The organism is Streptomyces sp. NPDC031265 (assembly GCF_055570295.1).
Map to the genome: position 1 here is coordinate 13,073 of NZ_JBVIHM010000030.1, position 15,905 is coordinate 28,977.

Consider the following 15,905-nt stretch of genomic DNA (forward strand, 5'->3'; position numbering starts at 1 on the left):
CTGGTGTCGGTTACTCGGACGTCGACGCTCTCGTCCTGAAGGGCCAGGTGCAGGGCGAGCGAGGAGCCGGGCGTGACCACACGGTGCACCGTTACCTACAACGGCGTGAAGGTTCCCTGGTCCATCCGCTTAGACAAGCCGGCCGGTGACTTGAAACCGTACGAAATCACCAACGCGAGTCAGGCCGTGCTGACGGCGAAGTCTGTCTACGGCGAGTTCTGGAAGGAGTACAACCGGGTCAGTAAGCACCTACGCTACGGAAAGATGCCGGACCTCGAACGCGTCGCATACGGCCAGGACACCGGTCACCGCTGCCAGTACGCCTCGTCCGTCGACGGCAAGGCCCGGTGGGTCAATGTCCCGGTGAGCGTGGGCGAGCGCGGGGTCATCTTCGACAACGGCCGCTCGCCGAAGTCTCCTTGAAGTTGTTGGCATGAAGGGCCAGGAGCGGGACGGAAGCAAGGGACGGCGCGACGACGTCGCAACCAGCTGAAACACCGGCCGGCTGGACAGCAGGACCGCGAAAGTCGTCCATCCAACTCCAGTGGCCGGCGGCGTGCTGGGTGAACGGGGCGCGCAGCTCATCCAGGTGGAATACCGGCGGCGCGCTGCCAGGTGCGGGCCCGGGCAGTGGCCTGCTACGGGGTGCACATCATCAGCGGGGAGAGCAGTCCTCGCCCGTTCCAGCGGGGGAGGAGATCACTCTCCTCGCCGAGTTCGTCCGCGGGCCAGCCAGATCGGGCAATCGAGTAGCTCCCCGAACAGCGCGATCGCGATCCGGGCGAGTTCGGCCCCGCCGACCGACTCATGGAGGTGGTCCTCGAGGTACTCCATGGCCTGGTTGAGGCGGTCGGGCCCTCCCGGCCCTTCTTCCTCCTTACGTCCACGACGCTAGGAGATCAATTTCGCGGACCCGACATGCTGTGCCCGGTGCGGTCGGGTGCACTCTGACGCGGTCGGGTGCGGAGGACTTCTCGCTCAGTACTCAGTCCAACTTTGGGAACTTTTTCGACCAGTTCTTGAACGAGTTCTGGGGGACCAGCAGGTGGTCCGCTATCGAGTTGCCGGATATCCGCGTCGGCTATGTCTGCATCATCTCGGCCAGGAATTTCTTGAAGTCGGCAGCGAGTACGTCCTTTTCATGCACACTCAGCTTCCCAGGTTTCTGCCCCGGGGGAACCGCATCGCCCTTCGCCCCGCCCGTGTGACCGTGCCCGCAGCCGGCACCGTGGACGTGCCGCTCCTCCTTGAGGAGGCGCGCGACCACATGATTGCCCACCAGACCTTGGAGCGCGGTGGCCCGCGCCGTGCTCATCGGCCCCTGGTCCACGCCCCTGGACACGGAAGACGTCCGCACGCGCACCGGTTCCCGGCGTCCCTTCTTGCTTCTCAGGACGTTTCTCGTGCGCGTGCATGGCATTACCTCTCCGGTCCGGTGACAGCGGGACAGCGTTTTCCGGCGCGCTCTCCCGCCGCTGTTGTAGCTGTCGGCTCCCAGGGGCGGACAGGTCCGCTGGGACAATCGTGGGGGCACATCTCCCAGTTCCGCTGCGCGGAGTCGGACGCCGCCCACCTGGTGCTGACCACCACTGACCTGACCGGGCACAGTTCTTTGGCGCGTTCCACCTCGAACACTTGCGGCTGGAGGGCGAAACCGTCTTCGCCCGCACCCCACAAGGCGGTGACGTGCGCCGGGGTATCCCGCTGCGGTGGACCGACCGACCGCCTGGTCCTGGCCGAAGAACACCACTGCCGCGCCCTGCTCGTGCACCGCCCTTGGCTGCGCGCCGGATGGACCCCGGCCCCCGCGCAACCGGGCCCCGCAACCTGCCCGCCAGGCCCGTCCGCGCTCGCCGCCCTCTGCCACAAGCTCCGCGAAACCTTCGAGGACGGCAAGGACGAACCCGGCGCCGCCGACTTCCACTACGCCGAGATGGAAATGCGCCGTCTACACCACCGACCTCGCCGCAGCCGCGCCGAGCACGCGCTGCGGACCACCTACTGGGCTCTGCCCGGCTACGGCCTGCGCGCCTCCCATGCCCTGCCCTGGTCGCTGCGGGCGATGACCCCCACCGTCGTGGCCATGGTGCTGCGGAGCCTACCTGCGGGCGACCCGAAACCGGAGACGACCGGGACAGTGATCGGCCAGGACAGCCAGCTCACCACCAACACTCCCGCCCCCGTCAACCCCTCTGGCTTACTGCACGGACGTGTCTCGACCGACCGGTTCGAAAAGGGGCTGCGCGTAGTGGTGTACTCCGTGGTCGCCGCTCCTCCGGCCAGAACGTGACCACCCGCGGTACTTACATCGAGATGGCCTCACGCCTGACCGAACCCGTCCTGCGCGGCCTCGCCGCCCTCGCCGTCCGAGGACGTGTCAAACGCTGACCCGCCCCACCAACCGCCAGCTCAAGGGCGTACACGTCTTCACCGGCGAGACGTCGTCCAAGAGCGAGGCCCTACGCATCGCGCACGAGCTGTATGACACCGCGCTCGCCGCGCAGCAGGCCGAACTCGAGGTTCCCGGCAAGCAGGCCGGGGCGCGGGAGCACGAGGGCTTCGGCCCGACTGGGCGCTCGACTGGCAGGCCGCGAACGCCGGCCCTTGGCACGACCCCTACAGCTGGCTCAGCTCCGAGCCCTTCGAGCTGTAGGTCCGCCCCGGGACGGCCGCCAAAGGCCGGAAAACCAGTCGGCCGCCTCGGGCCACCCATCCCGTACATGACCAGAGGGACAGACCAGTATGGCCTCCACCGTGCGCGTGCAGGCGCCGATCGGGCAACGCGCGCTGCTCATCCGCCCGCCGCGACCCGCTGACGGGTCTGCTCGGCCGCGACGGCTTCACCGCCAAGGCCCGGCAGATCACCGACCGGTACGACGACCACGCCCTGGTCGGAATCGTGGACCTGGACCACTTCATGCAGATCAATGACGGCCCCGGCGGGCACGCCGCCGGCGACCGCGTCCTGGCCGCCACTCGGCTCACCGTCTGAGGGGCAGCCGCGGGGCGGTCGGCCGGCTCCGAGGGGACGAGTTCGCCTTCGCCGTGCGGATCGGACCCGCCCGCCGCGAGCTCCGTCCCGCCCAGCTCATCGCCCTGCTCGCGCAGCCGGTGGAGGCCGACGACGGCGCCCTGGTCGACATCGCCGCGTCGATCGGCGCCGCCTGCCCCGACGTCCTCGGCACCCGCGACCTGTCGCTGCTCCAACGAGCCGCCGACGCCGCGATGTACGCGGGTAAGCACACCGGCCGCCCGGTCCTCGCCGGGGCGCAGCACGCCACGGTGCCGTACATCAACGGCCGCCGCGCCGGACGGCCGGGCACCAACACGCTGGGACGGGCGGCATGAGCACGGCCACCCTCCCCGCCGACCCGGGCACCTGGATCCGGGGCATCACGATCCGCCAGCCCTGGACGACCTGCATCCTCGCCGGGACGGACGTGGAGAACCGTCCAGCACCCTGGTCCTGGCGCGGCTGGCAGCTGCTGCACGCCGGGCAGGCCACCGAGAGGGCCCCGATGCGCGACCCGCTGGTCGCCACCGCGATCCGCGGCAGCGCCCTGCACACCCGGGCCGTCATCGGTGTCGCCCGCCTCACCGACTGCCACCAGGACGCCGCCGGCACCGCCCCCTGCTCGAAGTGGGCGCAGCCCGACGCGTTCCACCTGGTCCTCGCCGACCTCCCGGAGCTCGCGCTCCCCATCCCGTGGCTGAACGGCCAGCTCGGACCGTGGCGCCCGCCGCAGAACCTCGTGGACCAGGTCCTCCTCCAGCTCCCCCACCTCGCTCCGGAGGGCACCTCATGAGCGGCGACCGCACCGGCACCCCGCAACCGCCGACGATCATCGCGGCCGACGACCGGATCCCCTTCCCCGAAACCGACCAGGTCCTGCGCTGCCGAACGAGCCCGGCCCGGTTCTCGATCGAGGACATCCGCAACACCGACGAAGACCCCCGCGCCCGGGAGAAGGCGCTCGTCAAGGCCAAGCACGCCTGCTCCGGCTGCCCGATCGTCAAGGGCTGCCTCAAGTGGGCGCTGGCCAACCCCGGCCTGACCAAGACGGGGGTGTGGGCGGCGACTACCGCCCGCGACCGCACGCAACTGCGCAAGCAGTTCGTGGCGGCTCGGGGATGACTGGGTCGGCGTGGTCGCCGAACAGGACCGCGGGGGCGCCGCCGCCGTGAACGGCAGCGTGCGGCACGCGTCGTCCCGCCGACCGTCCGCGAACTGGCCCTCGCCCGGCTGGAGCTGGAGGGCATCCCTACCCGGCCCACGCCGTACAACCGCTGGAAGGAACCGATCACCCCCGCACAGGCCGCGTCCAACCGGCATGTGCTGGAGCTGGTCGCCAGCGGCAAGGCGGTCTGACCGTGTTCACCGACTGGACCGAAGCCCTCGAGGCCGAAGCGCTGCCCCTGGACCCGAACCCGGCACAGCGGCTCGCCGCCGGGCCCGGGTCACCGCCCGCAGCTCCCGGGACAAGGACGACATGGCGCTGCTCCTGGACGTCCTCGGGCTGTGCCCACCGACACCCTCACCGCCCTGCTCGCCCTCATCCCGGAAACCGGAGACGCACTCACCATGACGAACACCCCCGCCGCCCCGGCCCTGTCCGCGCACGGGGCCATGGCGATCTCCATGCACAACAACGGCGACACCGAGCAGGCCATCCGCGAGGCCACCGGCCTGAGCGAGACCGAACCCAGCGACCTCATCGCCGACTAGGTCCTCGGACTGCCCCGCAAAACGGACGACCTCGTTCCCATGGACCTGGAGGGCCGGCGGGTTTACCAGAAGGGGCTGCAGTCGACGAGGTCCGTGGCGGTGTCCTTGATGCATACGCGGTAGTAGGCGCTGCCGCCCAGCATGTTGGTCCAGTCCGTGCCCGGGTTGGGGAACTTCACCTGGAGGCTGCGCTGGAACCCGGTGCCGTGGCCCGACCACTTCTCGATGGAGCCGTAACGGTCCCACCACTGCTCGCCGGAGGAGGTGACCCGGGCCCAGGCCGCCTGACACGTGGAGGACCAGCGCAGCTCGGCCCGGAGGTCGGGGTTGTTGCGGGCGGTGACGCTCGCCTTGGTGACGGCGTCGCCGTCGCAGCCCTGGGAGGCGGGGCCGGTGTTGTCGCAGCCGGCGGCGGAGCAGCCGGCTGCGTACGAGGTGCCCGCGAGCGGGACGAGGGCCATGGTTATCGCGGCTGCGGAGACGCCCGCAACCTTCGCGATCATGTTCTTCATGGGTGGTGTGACCTCCAGGGACAGGAACGTCGCTGTGCGCCTCCCCCGTGGAGGCCGAAGATGATCATGACCGCCTGCCGTGTGCGCGTCAACGGGTAACGCGAATCACTATGATGCGATGCCCGGTTGGCTCGACTCGTCCCCCTTGACAGAACAACCGACGGACCCGTAGTTGGAGTACGACGCTCCGCCCCGCAGTTGGAACATCGGTAGGAATTCGCAGGTAGGAGCCCATGAACCTGGGCAGACCCCCTTGCGACCGACAGCACCGCGACGTTCGCGATCGACGGGAACAACAACTCCTCCAGCCAGCACAAGGCCTTATTCAGCCCTGAACTGTCGGCCCACCCACTCCTACCACTGCTCGTTTTGAGGCAACTTCCCAAGGCGCGCAGGGAGTCCAGCCGTCACTCACAGTGCATGGATCACACAACCTGAGCCAAAACCGGGGAATAGGAGTCGTTTGTCGACGGCTTCGGGAGTCGCCTCGCGTGTTGTAGGCATGGCCAATGTCGATGAGTTCGGGCGTCACTTGCAGCCCAGCGGGTGTTGTCCCTGCCGGCACCCAGCACCCAGCTGCCTTGCGCGAGCCCGCTGCCTGGTCTTGGTCTGACCCGGGGTTGGTGGGTCAACGGGCGAGGGAGACGGCGAAGGGCCTGAAGCCGTGTCGGCGCAGAATGTGGGGCACGACCAGGATCATGGCCTCGGTTGCGCGGGCCGTGGTGATGTCGCCGAGGTCCTCGATTCGTTCGGGCTGCCAGCCCAGGTCGCCGAGCAGGCCGGTGACGGTCCTCTTCGCGTGCTCGTCGTTGCCCGAGAGATAGGCCGTCGGTGGGGTGGCCAGGGTTTCGGGAGCGGTCATGACCATGAAAAGCATGGTGTTGAGGGTCTTGACCACATGGGTGTCGGGGAGCGCGGCCTGGAGCTTCTCGGCGAGGCTGCTGCCGGGATAGCACAAGTCGCCGGGCAGGCCGTCACCGTCGTCGCGGGTGGCGTTGGAGACGTCGATGAGGATCTTGCCGGCGAGTTCGGTGCGCAGGTCGCTGAGGCGGTCCAGGGAGCTGTCGCCCGGCGTCGCGTTGATCACGATGTCCGCGGTGCGGGCAGTGGCGCGCTGGTCAGCGAAGGCGATGCGCGGGGCGGCCCCGGCGGTGCGGGCGGCGGCGTGTTCGGTGCTGCGGCCACCAAGGGTTACCTGGTGTCCGGCTGCGGAGAGCTTGCCGGCGAGGTTGGTGCCGACGCGGCCGGCGCCCAGGATGCCGATGCTGGTCATACGGTGATGCTCCTTGCGGTTCGGGGGTGGGCAAGAGCGGAGACTTTCGCTCAGGCGATCGGAGAGAGGACCTTGAGGGCGGCGGCGTGGATGCCGGGGGCGGCGGCCAGGAAGTCGCGGCTGCCGGTGTTCCAGGGTTCGCCCGCCAGGTCGGTGACGGCGCCTCCGGCCTCGGAGACCAGCAGGGCGCCGGCGACCAGGCCGGAGCGGACATCGGAGAACTGCCAGAACGCGTCCATGCGTCCGGCGGCGACGTGGATGAGCTGCATCGTGGCGGGAACGGACACGCGTACGACCAGGCCGTTGATGAGCATGGCGGTGACGGAGTCACCGATCCGCCGGAAGGTGCGCTCGTCCTCGCCGGGTTTGGCCTGGCCGGTACCGATGAGCGCGGCGCCCAGGTCGGTCTTGGCGGACACCTTCAGGGGTCCGTCGTTGAGGCGGGCACCGCCGCCGGCGACGGCGGTGTAGGTGTCACCGGTCAGCGGCAGGTGGACGACGGTGAGTACCGGCTGGTTGTCGCGGACCAAAGTGGCGGTGACGGCCCAGTCCTCCATGGCGTGGACATGGTTTATGTTGCCCTCGGCGGGGTCGACGATCCACCACTCCCCCGGCGGGAGAGCCCCGCCGGCCAGCTCGTCCTCGGCCCACTGCGATCCTCGCCGGGCCCGCAGCAGCGGTACCCGCAGCACATCCAGCACCGCGTCGTCGTTGGCGTGGATCTCGGCGACGACCTCGTCCAGACTCACTCCTCGGGTGTGCGAGGTGTAGCGGGCGCGCAGCGTGAGGCCGGCGGCCTTCACCGCGGCGGTCACGTCGGTCAGGAGCGTCGTGTCGGCGTCGAAAGGCATGGCTGTGCTCATGGCGGGCTTCCCTGGGTTCCGTTGCTGCGAGGCGGCTTGTCCGCACCCGCACTTCGAAGGTAGGTGCCTCGACAACTAACAACAAGTGCATGCTATTCACTCGTAGAGTTACTCTCATGCAACTGGATCTGAACCTGCTCACTGCCCTGGACGCACTGCTGGAAGAGGGCAGTGTCGCCGGTGCCGCAGCACGCCTCCACGTCACCGCTCCGGCGATGAGCCGCTCCCTGGGCCGCATCCGCAAGGCCACCGGTGACCAGATCCTGGTCCGCACCGGCCGCAGCATGGTCCCCACCACCCGCGCGCTGGCCATGCGCGCACAGGTCCACGCCCTCGTGCAGCAGGCCCACCAACTTCTGTCCGCGCAGCAGGAACTCGACCTAGCGGGCCTGGAGCGGGTGTTCACCGTGCGCTGGCACGACGCCCTGACCGCCGCTTGCGGCACCGCCCTGATCACCGCGTGCACCGTCAGGCCCCCGGCGTCCAGCTGCGCCTGCCCGCCGAACCCGGCACGGACACCCCCGAGCTGCGCCGGGGTGAGGTCGACCTCGAATCAAGCTCCAGCGCTCCGACGCTCCGCGACATCCGCCACCGCCTCGTCGGCAAGGACCGGCTGGTCGTCGCCGCCCGCCCAGGCCACCCACTGACCGCAGGCCCCCTGAGCCCTGAGCGTTACGCAGCCGCCGAACACCTCACCGTTTCGCGGCGCGGAAGTCTGCACGACTCGATCGATGACGCCCTGACCACACACGGCCTCGAACGACGCGTCATCGCCGCCGGGCCCACCGCCGCCTTCGCACTGCAACTCGCCCTCCCGACCTCATCGTCACCCTCCCCGACGCGGTCACCCGTACGGCCCGGGAACAGCTCGGCCTGGCCACACTGCCGCCGCCCATCCCGCTGCCCGACGTACCTTTGTACCTGCTGTGGCACCAGCGCTACGACAACGACCGCGCCCACACCTGGCTGCGAGACCTGGCCACCGAAACCCTCCAGGCACTATTCACACCACCGACCACCTCTCAACAGCCCCTCATCAACCGCACCGGGAAGTGACGGATACGCCCGAAGAAAGGCCTGCGGCGGCTGACTCCCGGAGAGTTCGCCGACCTCACGCTGATGCGTGGTGACGGACGAGGACGGCCTTCACCAGGTCGCTGATCCGGTTGGTGCTGCAGCGGCGGCTGCGCAGGAGGCGCCCCCTTGAGGGTGGCCATGGCCTGCTCGCCGAGGCAGCGGATCTTGGCGTGGGCGGTGTTGTGGCGGCGCTTCCCTCGCTTGAGTCGACGGCCCCGAAACGGTACCTGGACGGGGCCGGCGGCGCCTTGATATGCCCTGTCCGCCCAGCATTTGAGTTTTGCTTCGGTGAGGGCTTCGATGATCCCGTGCTGCGGTGCGGCGGTCAGGTCGTGAGGGGAGCCGGGCAGGGCAGGCGAGGCCCAGAGCAGCCGTCCGAACGGATCGGTCAGGCTTTGCACGTTCATGCCGTGGCGCTTGTGTTTCCCGGAGCAGTAGGGGGAGTCGGTGGCGATGCGGTCGATCGGCAACGGGGTGCCGTCAAGGATGACGAACACCTTTGTCCGGTTCGTCCGCATCGCTTCGGCCAGCGACGGGGCGAGGGTGGACAGGGCCTCAACGGCTTCACGTATGTAGCGGTAGGCGGTCGCGACCCATGCCGAATCCGGCGGCCGGCTCGGCGTAGGTGTCACCGCACCGCAGGTGAGTCAGGGCGAGCAGGGCTTGTCGCGAGGCGGGAAGGCGCCGCCAACGCGTCCCGATTTCCTGCCGCATAGCCGCCAGTCGTCCGGCCAGGAACCGCAAGTTGCGGCTGGACAGATCAATCGAGGAGGGGTAAGCGAGCGCGCGAAGCTCCTGGCAGACACGCGGGTGATCTTGGTCGAGATCCCGTCTACCAGGAGCTTCGTCGTCGCGCAGGACAGTTCAGCTCGCGGGGAAAGTCGGGTGGCAACAGGCCCGGGGGAGCGGCTGGGTCAAGGGGTGAAGTCCCGTCGCGTCATGGCGGCGGGGTTCCACCAGTACCAGCCGGTGCGGGTGCCTCGGGCAGGGCGGGCCACAGGTGGTCCTGCGCTCGCACGGCTACTGCTTCGCCCACACCCCGCATGACGTGGACGGTGCCGGCTGACCTCGCCGAGGATCTGGCCCGGGCTCGGCCTGGATGTCCTGTCTCGGGCTCACCCCGTAGCCGTCGGCAGGCTGAACCCGTCGAACAGGTCGTCCAGGGCGCGTCGTGCGGTGCGGGCCGGGGTGGCGCGGAGGGCAAGGTCGCGGGCGGCCGTCGCGACGGGGTGGGTGAGGGCGGCGATACGGCCGGCGCGGCGGGAGCGGAGGCGGATGGCGTCGGTGCGGGTGCGCCGGGCCGCGCTGTAGGCGGCCAGGGCGGCGGGTATGTCGGCCCCGTCCAGCAGGTGTGCGAGCACGACCGCGTCCTCGACGGCCTGGCAGCCGCCCTGGCCGAGGTTGGGGGTCATGGCGTGGGCGGCATCGCCGAGCCAGGCGATCCGGCCGTCGTGGTAGCGGGGGAGTGGGGCGGCCAGGTCGTACAGGTCGTGCTGGAGGACGGCCGCCGGGTCGATCCGTTCCAGCAGCGCCGGTACGGGGGCGTGCCAGGTGCCGTAGCGGCGCAGGAGTTCGGCGCGGACGTCGGTCGGCTCGTATCCCTCGGGGACGACGGCGGTGGCGTAGAGGTAGACCCGGCCGTCCGAGAGTGGGACCACGCCGAAGCGTTCGCCGCGGCCCCAGGTCTCGGCGGCGGCCAGGTCCGGGAGGCCGTCGGCGGGCAGTACGGTACGCCAGGCGGTCTCGCCGCTGTAGTGCAGGCCGGGATGGTCGGGGAAGTACTGGCGGCGCAGCGCGCTGCGGATGCCGTCGGCGGCGATCGCGACGTCGGCGGGGAGATCGCCGGACGAGGTGCGGACGACCGGGCCGCCGTCACCGCCGTCGGCGTCGTCGATGCCGCTGACGGCGGTGCCGTAACGGATCGCGCCGTGCGGGAGCACGGCGGCCAGGGCGGCCGCGAGGGCCGGGCGGTACACGGCGAGCGGGGGGCGGCCGTAACGGGCCGCCATCGTCGCCGCGTCGGCGCGGCTCCGCCAGTCGCCGCCGGGGCGCCGCAGGCCCATCGCGGCCGGTACGGCGTGACCCGCCGCCCGGGTGGCGTCGAAGCCGATGGCGTCGAAGGCGCGCAGGGCGTTGGGGGCGAGGACGATGCCGGCGCCGGCGGCGGACGGCTCGGGCGCCCGCTCGCACACGGTTACCTGCCAGCCGCGCCGGTGCAGCGCGACCGCCGCCGTGAGTCCGCCGATGCCCGCACCCACTACGACCGCGTGACGTGGAGTCTTCGTCATGGCACGTTCCTCCCCACCTGTTCGACGCCCGGGTCCTCTACATCCGTAGAGGTAATGGCGCCACTCTACAGCTGTAGAGTGATGCCATGTCCACCCCTGATCGCAGAACTCTTCTCGCGGACACCGCGATCGACCTCGTGGCCGCCACCGGGCTGCGCGGTCTGACCCACCGGGCGGTCGATGCCGCGGCGGGGCTGTCGGCGGGCAGCACCTCGTACTACTTCCGTACGAGGACGGCGCTGATCGGCGCCTGCTACCAGCGGCTCGCCGAGCTCGACCTCGGCGACTTCGACGGCAACGGCCCCCCTCCGGCGCCGGACCGCGACGCGATGGCGGCGGCGATCGCCGCCCTGCTGCACCGGTGGCTGACCACGGGGCGCGCGCGGCAGCTGGCCCGCTTCGAACTGAGCCTGGAGGCGGCCCGCCGGCCCGAGCTGGCGCCGGAGCTCCACCGGGCGGGCCTGGGCGCACGCACCCGGGCAGCCGCCTTGCTCGCCGGGCTGGGGGCGGAACGCCCCGAGGAGTCCGCGGAGCTGCTGGTGGGCTGGACCGACGGCCTCCTCTACGACCGCCTAGTAGGAGCCCTTGCCCACTCCCGCCCGGCCCCGGACCTGGCCGAACTGACGGGGGTGGCACGTCGGATGGTGGACGCGGCGCTGGCGTAGTGCGCTGACGGGCAGGCTCCTGCCCGGTCGCGCTCGGGAGGAACGCCGACCGGGACCGGACCGGTTCGTCAGTCCTGTGTGGCCGGGAGGACTCTGATGCGCACCGCTTTCACCAAGTATGCCCTGGCGGCAGCCCTCACGAGCGTGCTGTAGTAGTGCCGGGCGAGGATCTGGTGCCTGGCGTCGTCGCCCCCGTCCTGGGTCATCCAGCCGATCAGGTGGGGGAGTTGGGAGGGTGCGGCGTACAGCTTCTGACCGATGACCTCGGTGCAGCGGCCGTCCAGCCAGGGGCCCGCGCCGCCCGTGAGGTAGTCGATGGCGATCTTCTTGACGTGGCCGCCGCCGTACTCGGCCGCGCCAGCGTCTTGACCATGCGGAAGATCGCCGAGACTTCCCCTTGGCCGACCCGTACGGCTGTGGCGGAGGAGTTGCGCACTCGGCGCGTGATGGCAACGGGGTCCGGCACGCCGAGCAGGGCAGGGCCGCGCTGCTGGAAGTGGCAAGAAGGCCCCTACGGTCCAACTCGCTCCTGCCAAGAGCCAGCACTGAAGCCGGTATCGACGACGGGGCCGATCGGCTCTGCGGTATCTGCCACGTGCCCCGATTCCAGGTCCACGTCCAGATCCAGGACTTGGATCACGTACGGGAGCCGCCAGTCGGGGTTCCGTTCCCCGATCATCAGCTTGCGGGCGTACTGGCCGGACATGCCGTCAGGACGCCACGTCACTCATGAACCCGGCGAACCGGACCGATCTCGACTACGCAATGCCCCTGGGCCCTGGACACTGGCCTGGGCTTCATCAACTCCTCTCTCTCGTCTGCCACTTGATCAGTGCGACCTCGTGTCGCACCGCGCCACTTGATGCCGTTGTCCACCAGGTAGCGGACCGCGTCCAACATCGCCCGGTGGCAGTACGCCTCCGGCTGCGCCCCGCAGCCAGCCCGGCACCGGCAGCAGCGGCCGCACGACCGCCCACTCCGCATCCGTCATGCCCGAGGGATACCGCCGAACCCGCTCCGGGTGATCGGCCGCATTCCCCGCACCGGTGAGCGACACAATCACAGAACGGAGCAGCCGAGTTGAACTCCACCGGAGCGAGCGCGTACAACTGCGGCAACGGGGTCTCCTCGTTCTCGGTTGGCTTCGCAACCCAGAGCTACCAAGAGGCCCTGTTCTCATGCCCGCAGCCTGCAAGGATCACCCGATCGAGACACCAGTTCGACGCACAATCCTCAAGATCGGAACGGCAGCAGCGTCTGAGCTTGGAATTTAGCCTTTCTCCTGTTTTTGTCCGGATATATTCGGTGAGGGTTTCGGCTCGTTTCACGGTCTTCCCAACGTTGTGGTGCCGGACCGGGCTCCTGTTCTTCGAGCCGGGTGGCCGTCCCGGGCCTGGTCGGGATGGTTTCGGCGCGGTGGCCGGACGGGCCGGAGGCTGTCGCAGGGCTCCAGCCGATGACACGCCACCGGCCTCCCGCCGGTCCCACAGCACCACCCCCAGGCCCGCGCAAGCGAGTCCAACAGCCCCTGCTCACTTGACAAAACGGTCTACATACCAGGTCCGCGTTTCCGATGGCCCTTTCTCATTGACGGCGGCCCCTGTCCGGCCCAAGGGACAAAGTGTTGAGACGAACCTCGATCCCCGTTCTCGATCTTTGAGGCGGTGGTCTGCGCGATCACCGCCTCAGTCGCTCTGAGCGGTGGTTCGAGGCCGCCGGCTTCGTCGGATGCGGAAGCAACGTCAGCGGGGCCCGCGCCGTCGACCACCTACGTCCAGCGCCGCCCCCTGGACGACCTGAGCACACATCGCGAGCCAGAGGGCCAGTCAGCGGGAGTAATCGGCGATGCTGAGGAGCAGGTGGGCAGATTCGGAGCGCAGGTGGTCGGAATGGGCACCAGCTGGGCTGAGCCGACGGCCGCGAACGAAATACTCGCTCGCGTCCAGGTTCACGAAGCGGTGGTTGAGGACCTGGCGAGGATAGCGGCGATGTGGTGGGAGGAGAACGCTGTTGAACAGGGGTACTGGAGCGGCGCCGATGCCGGAGTGACCGATGCCGGGCTGGCGTTCGGCGCGCAGGTGCCAAAAGCCGGTGGCGCGGTCATGGCGTGAGTAGGTAGCGACCACCGGGCCGCGGAGGGGCGCGGTGTTGAGGCTGGTGAAGTCGGTGGCGAAGGCATTGCGTGGAGCGGCCATTTGGAACAGCAGCATGCTGTCGGCGGTGAAGGGCCGTCCGGGCAGATTCGGCTGATCCCAGCTCAGGGTAGTGCCGTTATCGAGCCTTGCGGTCGCCGCCCACTGGATCGCTTCGCACAGGAACCGGCAGCCGAAGGAGTGCCCGACCAGGTGGAGATATTGCCCGTCTCGGTTGGCCAGCACCGCCGGGTCGGCTGGATCGGGGCGCTCAGCGTCCAAATAGCCGAGAAGGCGACCAATCACGTGAGGGGCGTGCCCACTCGTCCCCATTGCGTGGGCGCGGTCTCGGATCCGTCGATAGCCGCTGGGCGTGACCAGACTGGAGGATGGCCAGCGGACTACGACGATCCACGGCGCGAAAGAGTGTTTCAGCTGAGGGTAGAGGGCGCGAGCTGCGTTGAGTTGGCGGTCAGCGAGATGGATGAGCCGGGTAGCGGCACGGAGTGCGGACTCCGGTGAGGTCTGCCAACCGTGCAGATACACGACGATGTCCGTCGCCCATTTCGGCGGAGCGAGACGCTCCGCGAAGTACGCCGGCAGCCGGTGCTCGGCTACGGGCTCGCCGGTGTCGGAGTCGAGCAGCCAGCCAGTGTCGTCGAGATCGACGGTCTGGACTTCAGCCATGGGACAGTTTCTCTGCTCGCTCTACAAGAGAGTCCATGCCGCAGTGCAGCGCATAGGCGAAGCCCAGTGGGTTGTGGTACCGGGCTGCGAAATGTCGAGCGAGTGCGTGCACGATGCTCCCGGCGGTCTCGCTGCCGCGCAGGTAGCGGGTGACGAATTCCAGGGCATACTCCGCGGCGAACATCTGCGGCATTTCGATCTGCGGCCCCAGCACCCCTTGCGCCCCGTGTTCGAGCAGTACTCGTCCTAGGAATGCCCGGTCGGAATCGCCAGCTGCGATGCCCGCATGGCAGGCGTTAATCATGACGAACGGCCGGAAGTGCGTCCCAGGTTTGCTGTGCCGGGCGCGGAGTTCCCGCACGATATGCCCGTCGATAACCTTGCCATCCGTGAGCTGGACGACCAGGTGCGCCGGTTCGGGACCGTTCGGTGCGAAGCGCCCGTGGCACCAGAAATACATCAACTGCTCGTCGAGGTCACCTTTGGACAGATCTTGGACGAGGTCGTCGTACTTGGTCCGCACAGTGCAGGTCGTCTCCTCGGTGAGGGCTACGGCTACCTCCTGGGCACGGGTCTTGGCACCAACGGCGGCGTCGTGGTTGAGACTCACAGCAGGGAGCGGCTGAAGCGGCAGGCGAGGCGAGATGCGCTGGTAGGCGTCTCCCGTGTGCTCGATCTGGTGCCGGTGACCGAGGAAGCGCCGGAAGAGGTCATCGAGAGCCGGGGCTTCGCTACTCCAATCCGGCTCAAGGCAAAGCATGGGCCAGGGCAGGTGTAGCGCCTCGGAGTCGAACCGGATTCGCAGACCCTCGCGCGCGAGGGCCGCGCTCAGGTATGAGCGGAACCTCTTGGTGCCCGAGTCCTCACCGGCCAGCAGGACGTCGAACAGGACGGACGCACCACTGCGCGCCAATTCTGCTACGGCTTTGGTGAGTTCATCCTCCGGTTGCCCACTGAGGTCTGTCAAAGAGGCGTACGGGCGCGGGCGGCCCGGCATGGGCCGGCCCTGACCGTCAGTGGGCTGGTAGTCGACCAGCACTTCCTTCCACCGCCCGCACAACCGAGCAGCGGCGGCCCGTACCTCGGCTGGCTGAGCAACAAGGTCTGCCCGGTGCTCATCGCTCTGGAGAGCTGGGACAGCGGGGCCGGACATCCGAGCCCGTATGCGGCCGCTGGCGAGGACATCGAAACTGACCCGCAGATCAGGTTCCGGAACCCTGTGGTCAGGGAGGTGGCGGAATCCATCGCTGGGATCGCGGGTGACGTGGATAGGGAGCTTTGTGGGCACCGGATCACGCCTTCCGGTCTGTGGGTGACGGGAGCCAGCCATCGCCACCGAGCGTGGGCAGACCGGCGACGATCAGCTCGGTCTGCACCTGCTGGAGGGCGGTTCCCGTGGCGTGGTCGTAGAGCGTGAACCGGATTACGTGGCGACCGGAACAGCGGGGTGTGAATGCGAAGGCGGCGGGGCGCTGATGGGTGTACCGAGCGGTGGCTGGTTCGATATCGGAAGCCGAGAGCGGCGTCGCAACGACATCGAGGGGCGGCGGCTGTGAGTCTACGGTGGCCCATGGATGTTCCGGGCCAGGAATCAACTGCAACGAGATGTGCCTGCCGTCATCGGAGAGTTCGAGCCGGACGTGGCACCGGGTGGCGTCGACAGGTAGGACGGACGTCTCGGG

The 15,905-nt window shown here is 69.1% G+C and carries 18 protein-coding genes and 2 pseudogenes; 9 read left to right on the top strand and 11 right to left on the bottom strand.

Going from position 1 to position 15,905, the window contains the following annotated elements:
• Positions 1 to 72 precede the first annotated feature (72 nt).
• Complete coding sequence (locus ACZ499_RS32770; RefSeq protein ID WP_468679868.1) at positions 73 to 423, top strand: hypothetical protein; 351 nt, start codon at positions 73 to 75, stop codon at positions 421 to 423.
• Between the two features lie 276 nt (positions 424 to 699).
• On the opposite strand, the gene ACZ499_RS32775 is transcribed toward ACZ499_RS32770, so the two are convergent.
• Together ACZ499_RS32775 and ACZ499_RS32780 are read right to left on the bottom strand one after the other, a co-directional pair.
• Positions 700 to 834: a hypothetical protein gene (locus ACZ499_RS32775; protein WP_468679870.1), complete on the bottom strand. Its 135-nt coding sequence runs from the start codon at positions 832 to 834 to the stop codon at positions 700 to 702.
• Between the two features lie 247 nt (positions 835 to 1,081).
• The gene (locus tag ACZ499_RS32780; protein WP_468679871.1) at positions 1,082 to 1,315 is read right to left on the bottom strand and encodes a hypothetical protein; all 234 of its coding nucleotides are present in this window, start codon (positions 1,313 to 1,315) and stop codon (positions 1,082 to 1,084) included.
• Between the two features lie 366 nt (positions 1,316 to 1,681).
• On the opposite strand from ACZ499_RS32780, the gene ACZ499_RS32785 reads away from it, so the two are divergent.
• The 6 genes from ACZ499_RS32785 to ACZ499_RS32810 all read left to right on the top strand — a co-directional run bounded on the left by ACZ499_RS32785 (position 1,682) and on the right by ACZ499_RS32810 (position 4,726).
• Positions 1,682 to 2,290, top strand: coding sequence for a hypothetical protein (locus ACZ499_RS32785; protein WP_468679873.1), 609 nt, complete (start codon positions 1,682 to 1,684; stop codon positions 2,288 to 2,290).
• Between the two features lie 570 nt (positions 2,291 to 2,860).
• Positions 2,861 to 2,992 (top strand): hypothetical protein, encoded by a 132-nt coding sequence (locus tag ACZ499_RS32790; RefSeq protein ID WP_468679984.1) that lies wholly within the window; start codon positions 2,861 to 2,863, stop codon positions 2,990 to 2,992.
• Between the two features lie 53 nt (positions 2,993 to 3,045).
• On the top strand, positions 3,046 to 3,348 hold the full coding sequence (locus ACZ499_RS32795; protein ID WP_468679874.1) for a hypothetical protein: 303 nt from the start codon (positions 3,046 to 3,048) through the stop codon (positions 3,346 to 3,348).
• A complete protein-coding gene (locus ACZ499_RS32800; protein WP_468679876.1) occupies positions 3,345 to 3,806 on the top strand; it encodes a hypothetical protein in 462 nt (153 codons plus the stop codon). Before ACZ499_RS32795 ends, ACZ499_RS32800 begins: the two co-directional genes overlap by 4 nt.
• Entirely contained in the window at positions 3,803 to 4,135 is a 333-nt protein-coding gene (locus ACZ499_RS32805) for a WhiB family transcriptional regulator (protein WP_468679878.1), read from the top strand. Before ACZ499_RS32800 ends, ACZ499_RS32805 begins: the two co-directional genes overlap by 4 nt.
• 384 nt (positions 4,136 to 4,519) lie before the next feature.
• Positions 4,520 to 4,726, top strand: a complete 207-nt coding sequence (locus ACZ499_RS32810; RefSeq protein WP_468679880.1) for a hypothetical protein — start codon at positions 4,520 to 4,522, stop codon at positions 4,724 to 4,726.
• 62 nt (positions 4,727 to 4,788) lie between these two features.
• Here ACZ499_RS32810 and ACZ499_RS32815 read toward each other — a convergent pair whose 3' ends face one another.
• The 3 genes from ACZ499_RS32815 to ACZ499_RS32825 all read right to left on the bottom strand — a co-directional run bounded on the left by ACZ499_RS32815 (position 4,789) and on the right by ACZ499_RS32825 (position 7,374).
• A complete protein-coding gene (locus ACZ499_RS32815; RefSeq protein ID WP_468679882.1) occupies positions 4,789 to 5,238 on the bottom strand; it encodes a DUF2690 domain-containing protein in 450 nt (149 codons plus the stop codon).
• 628 nt (positions 5,239 to 5,866) lie between these two features.
• Complete coding sequence (locus ACZ499_RS32820; protein WP_468679883.1) at positions 5,867 to 6,511, bottom strand: NADPH-dependent F420 reductase; 645 nt, start codon at positions 6,509 to 6,511, stop codon at positions 5,867 to 5,869.
• 50 nt (positions 6,512 to 6,561) lie between these two features.
• Positions 6,562 to 7,374: an inositol monophosphatase family protein gene (locus tag ACZ499_RS32825; protein WP_468679885.1), complete on the bottom strand. Its 813-nt coding sequence runs from the start codon at positions 7,372 to 7,374 to the stop codon at positions 6,562 to 6,564.
• A 116-nt stretch (positions 7,375 to 7,490) separates the two neighbouring features.
• On the opposite strand from ACZ499_RS32825, the pseudogene ACZ499_RS32830 reads away from it, so the two are divergent.
• Positions 7,491 to 8,430 (top strand): annotated as a pseudogene (locus ACZ499_RS32830) (LysR family transcriptional regulator).
• A gap of 55 nt (positions 8,431 to 8,485) precedes the next feature.
• Here ACZ499_RS32830 and ACZ499_RS32835 read toward each other — a convergent pair.
• Together ACZ499_RS32835 and ACZ499_RS32840 are read right to left on the bottom strand one after the other, a co-directional pair.
• A pseudogene (locus ACZ499_RS32835) lies at positions 8,486 to 9,216 on the bottom strand (transposase family protein).
• Between the two features lie 350 nt (positions 9,217 to 9,566).
• A complete protein-coding gene (locus tag ACZ499_RS32840) occupies positions 9,567 to 10,739 on the bottom strand; it encodes an FAD-dependent oxidoreductase (protein WP_468679887.1) in 1,173 nt (390 codons plus the stop codon).
• 86 nt (positions 10,740 to 10,825) lie between these two features.
• On the opposite strand from ACZ499_RS32840, the gene ACZ499_RS32845 reads away from it, so the two are divergent.
• On the top strand, positions 10,826 to 11,404 hold the full coding sequence (locus ACZ499_RS32845) for a TetR/AcrR family transcriptional regulator (RefSeq protein ID WP_468679889.1): 579 nt from the start codon (positions 10,826 to 10,828) through the stop codon (positions 11,402 to 11,404).
• Between the two features lie 68 nt (positions 11,405 to 11,472).
• Here ACZ499_RS32845 and ACZ499_RS32850 read toward each other — a convergent pair whose 3' ends face one another.
• The 4 genes from ACZ499_RS32850 to ACZ499_RS32865 form a co-directional block, all read right to left on the bottom strand.
• Positions 11,473 to 11,907: a hypothetical protein gene (locus ACZ499_RS32850; protein ID WP_468679891.1), complete on the bottom strand. Its 435-nt coding sequence runs from the start codon at positions 11,905 to 11,907 to the stop codon at positions 11,473 to 11,475.
• Positions 11,908 to 11,915: 8 nt separating this feature from the next.
• Complete coding sequence (locus ACZ499_RS32855; protein ID WP_468679892.1) at positions 11,916 to 12,110, bottom strand: hypothetical protein; 195 nt, start codon at positions 12,108 to 12,110, stop codon at positions 11,916 to 11,918.
• A 1,120-nt stretch (positions 12,111 to 13,230) separates the two neighbouring features.
• The gene (locus tag ACZ499_RS32860; RefSeq protein ID WP_468679894.1) at positions 13,231 to 14,223 is read right to left on the bottom strand and encodes a hypothetical protein; all 993 of its coding nucleotides are present in this window, start codon (positions 14,221 to 14,223) and stop codon (positions 13,231 to 13,233) included.
• Positions 14,216 to 15,262, bottom strand: coding sequence for a hypothetical protein (locus ACZ499_RS32865; protein ID WP_468679896.1), 1,047 nt, complete (start codon positions 15,260 to 15,262; stop codon positions 14,216 to 14,218). The genes ACZ499_RS32860 and ACZ499_RS32865 overlap by 8 nt, the downstream gene beginning before the upstream one ends.
• Between the last annotated feature and the right edge of the window lie 643 nt (positions 15,263 to 15,905).

Bases quoted from the DNA above. Each gene is read 5' to 3' on its own strand.
- ACZ499_RS32775 (WP_468679870.1), bottom strand. From the start codon at position 834: ATGGAGTACCTCGAGGACCACCTCCATGAGTCGGTCGGCGGGGCCGAA.
- ACZ499_RS32780 (WP_468679871.1), bottom strand. From the start codon at position 1,315: ATGAGCACGGCGCGGGCCACCGCGCTCCAAGGTCTGGTGGGCAATCAT.
- ACZ499_RS32800 (WP_468679876.1), top strand. From the start codon at position 3,345: ATGAGCACGGCCACCCTCCCCGCCGACCCGGGCACCTGGATCCGGGGC.
- ACZ499_RS32805 (WP_468679878.1), top strand. From the start codon at position 3,803: ATGAGCGGCGACCGCACCGGCACCCCGCAACCGCCGACGATCATCGCG.
- ACZ499_RS32815 (WP_468679882.1), bottom strand. From the start codon at position 5,238: ATGAAGAACATGATCGCGAAGGTTGCGGGCGTCTCCGCAGCCGCGATA.
- ACZ499_RS32820 (WP_468679883.1), bottom strand. From the start codon at position 6,511: ATGACCAGCATCGGCATCCTGGGCGCCGGCCGCGTCGGCACCAACCTC.
- ACZ499_RS32825 (WP_468679885.1), bottom strand. From the start codon at position 7,374: ATGAGCACAGCCATGCCTTTCGACGCCGACACGACGCTCCTGACCGAC.
- ACZ499_RS32840 (WP_468679887.1), bottom strand. From the start codon at position 10,739: ATGACGAAGACTCCACGTCACGCGGTCGTAGTGGGTGCGGGCATCGGC.
- ACZ499_RS32845 (WP_468679889.1), top strand. From the start codon at position 10,826: ATGTCCACCCCTGATCGCAGAACTCTTCTCGCGGACACCGCGATCGAC.
- ACZ499_RS32855 (WP_468679892.1), bottom strand. From the start codon at position 12,110: ATGTCCGGCCAGTACGCCCGCAAGCTGATGATCGGGGAACGGAACCCC.
- ACZ499_RS32860 (WP_468679894.1), bottom strand. From the start codon at position 14,223: ATGGCTGAAGTCCAGACCGTCGATCTCGACGACACTGGCTGGCTGCTC.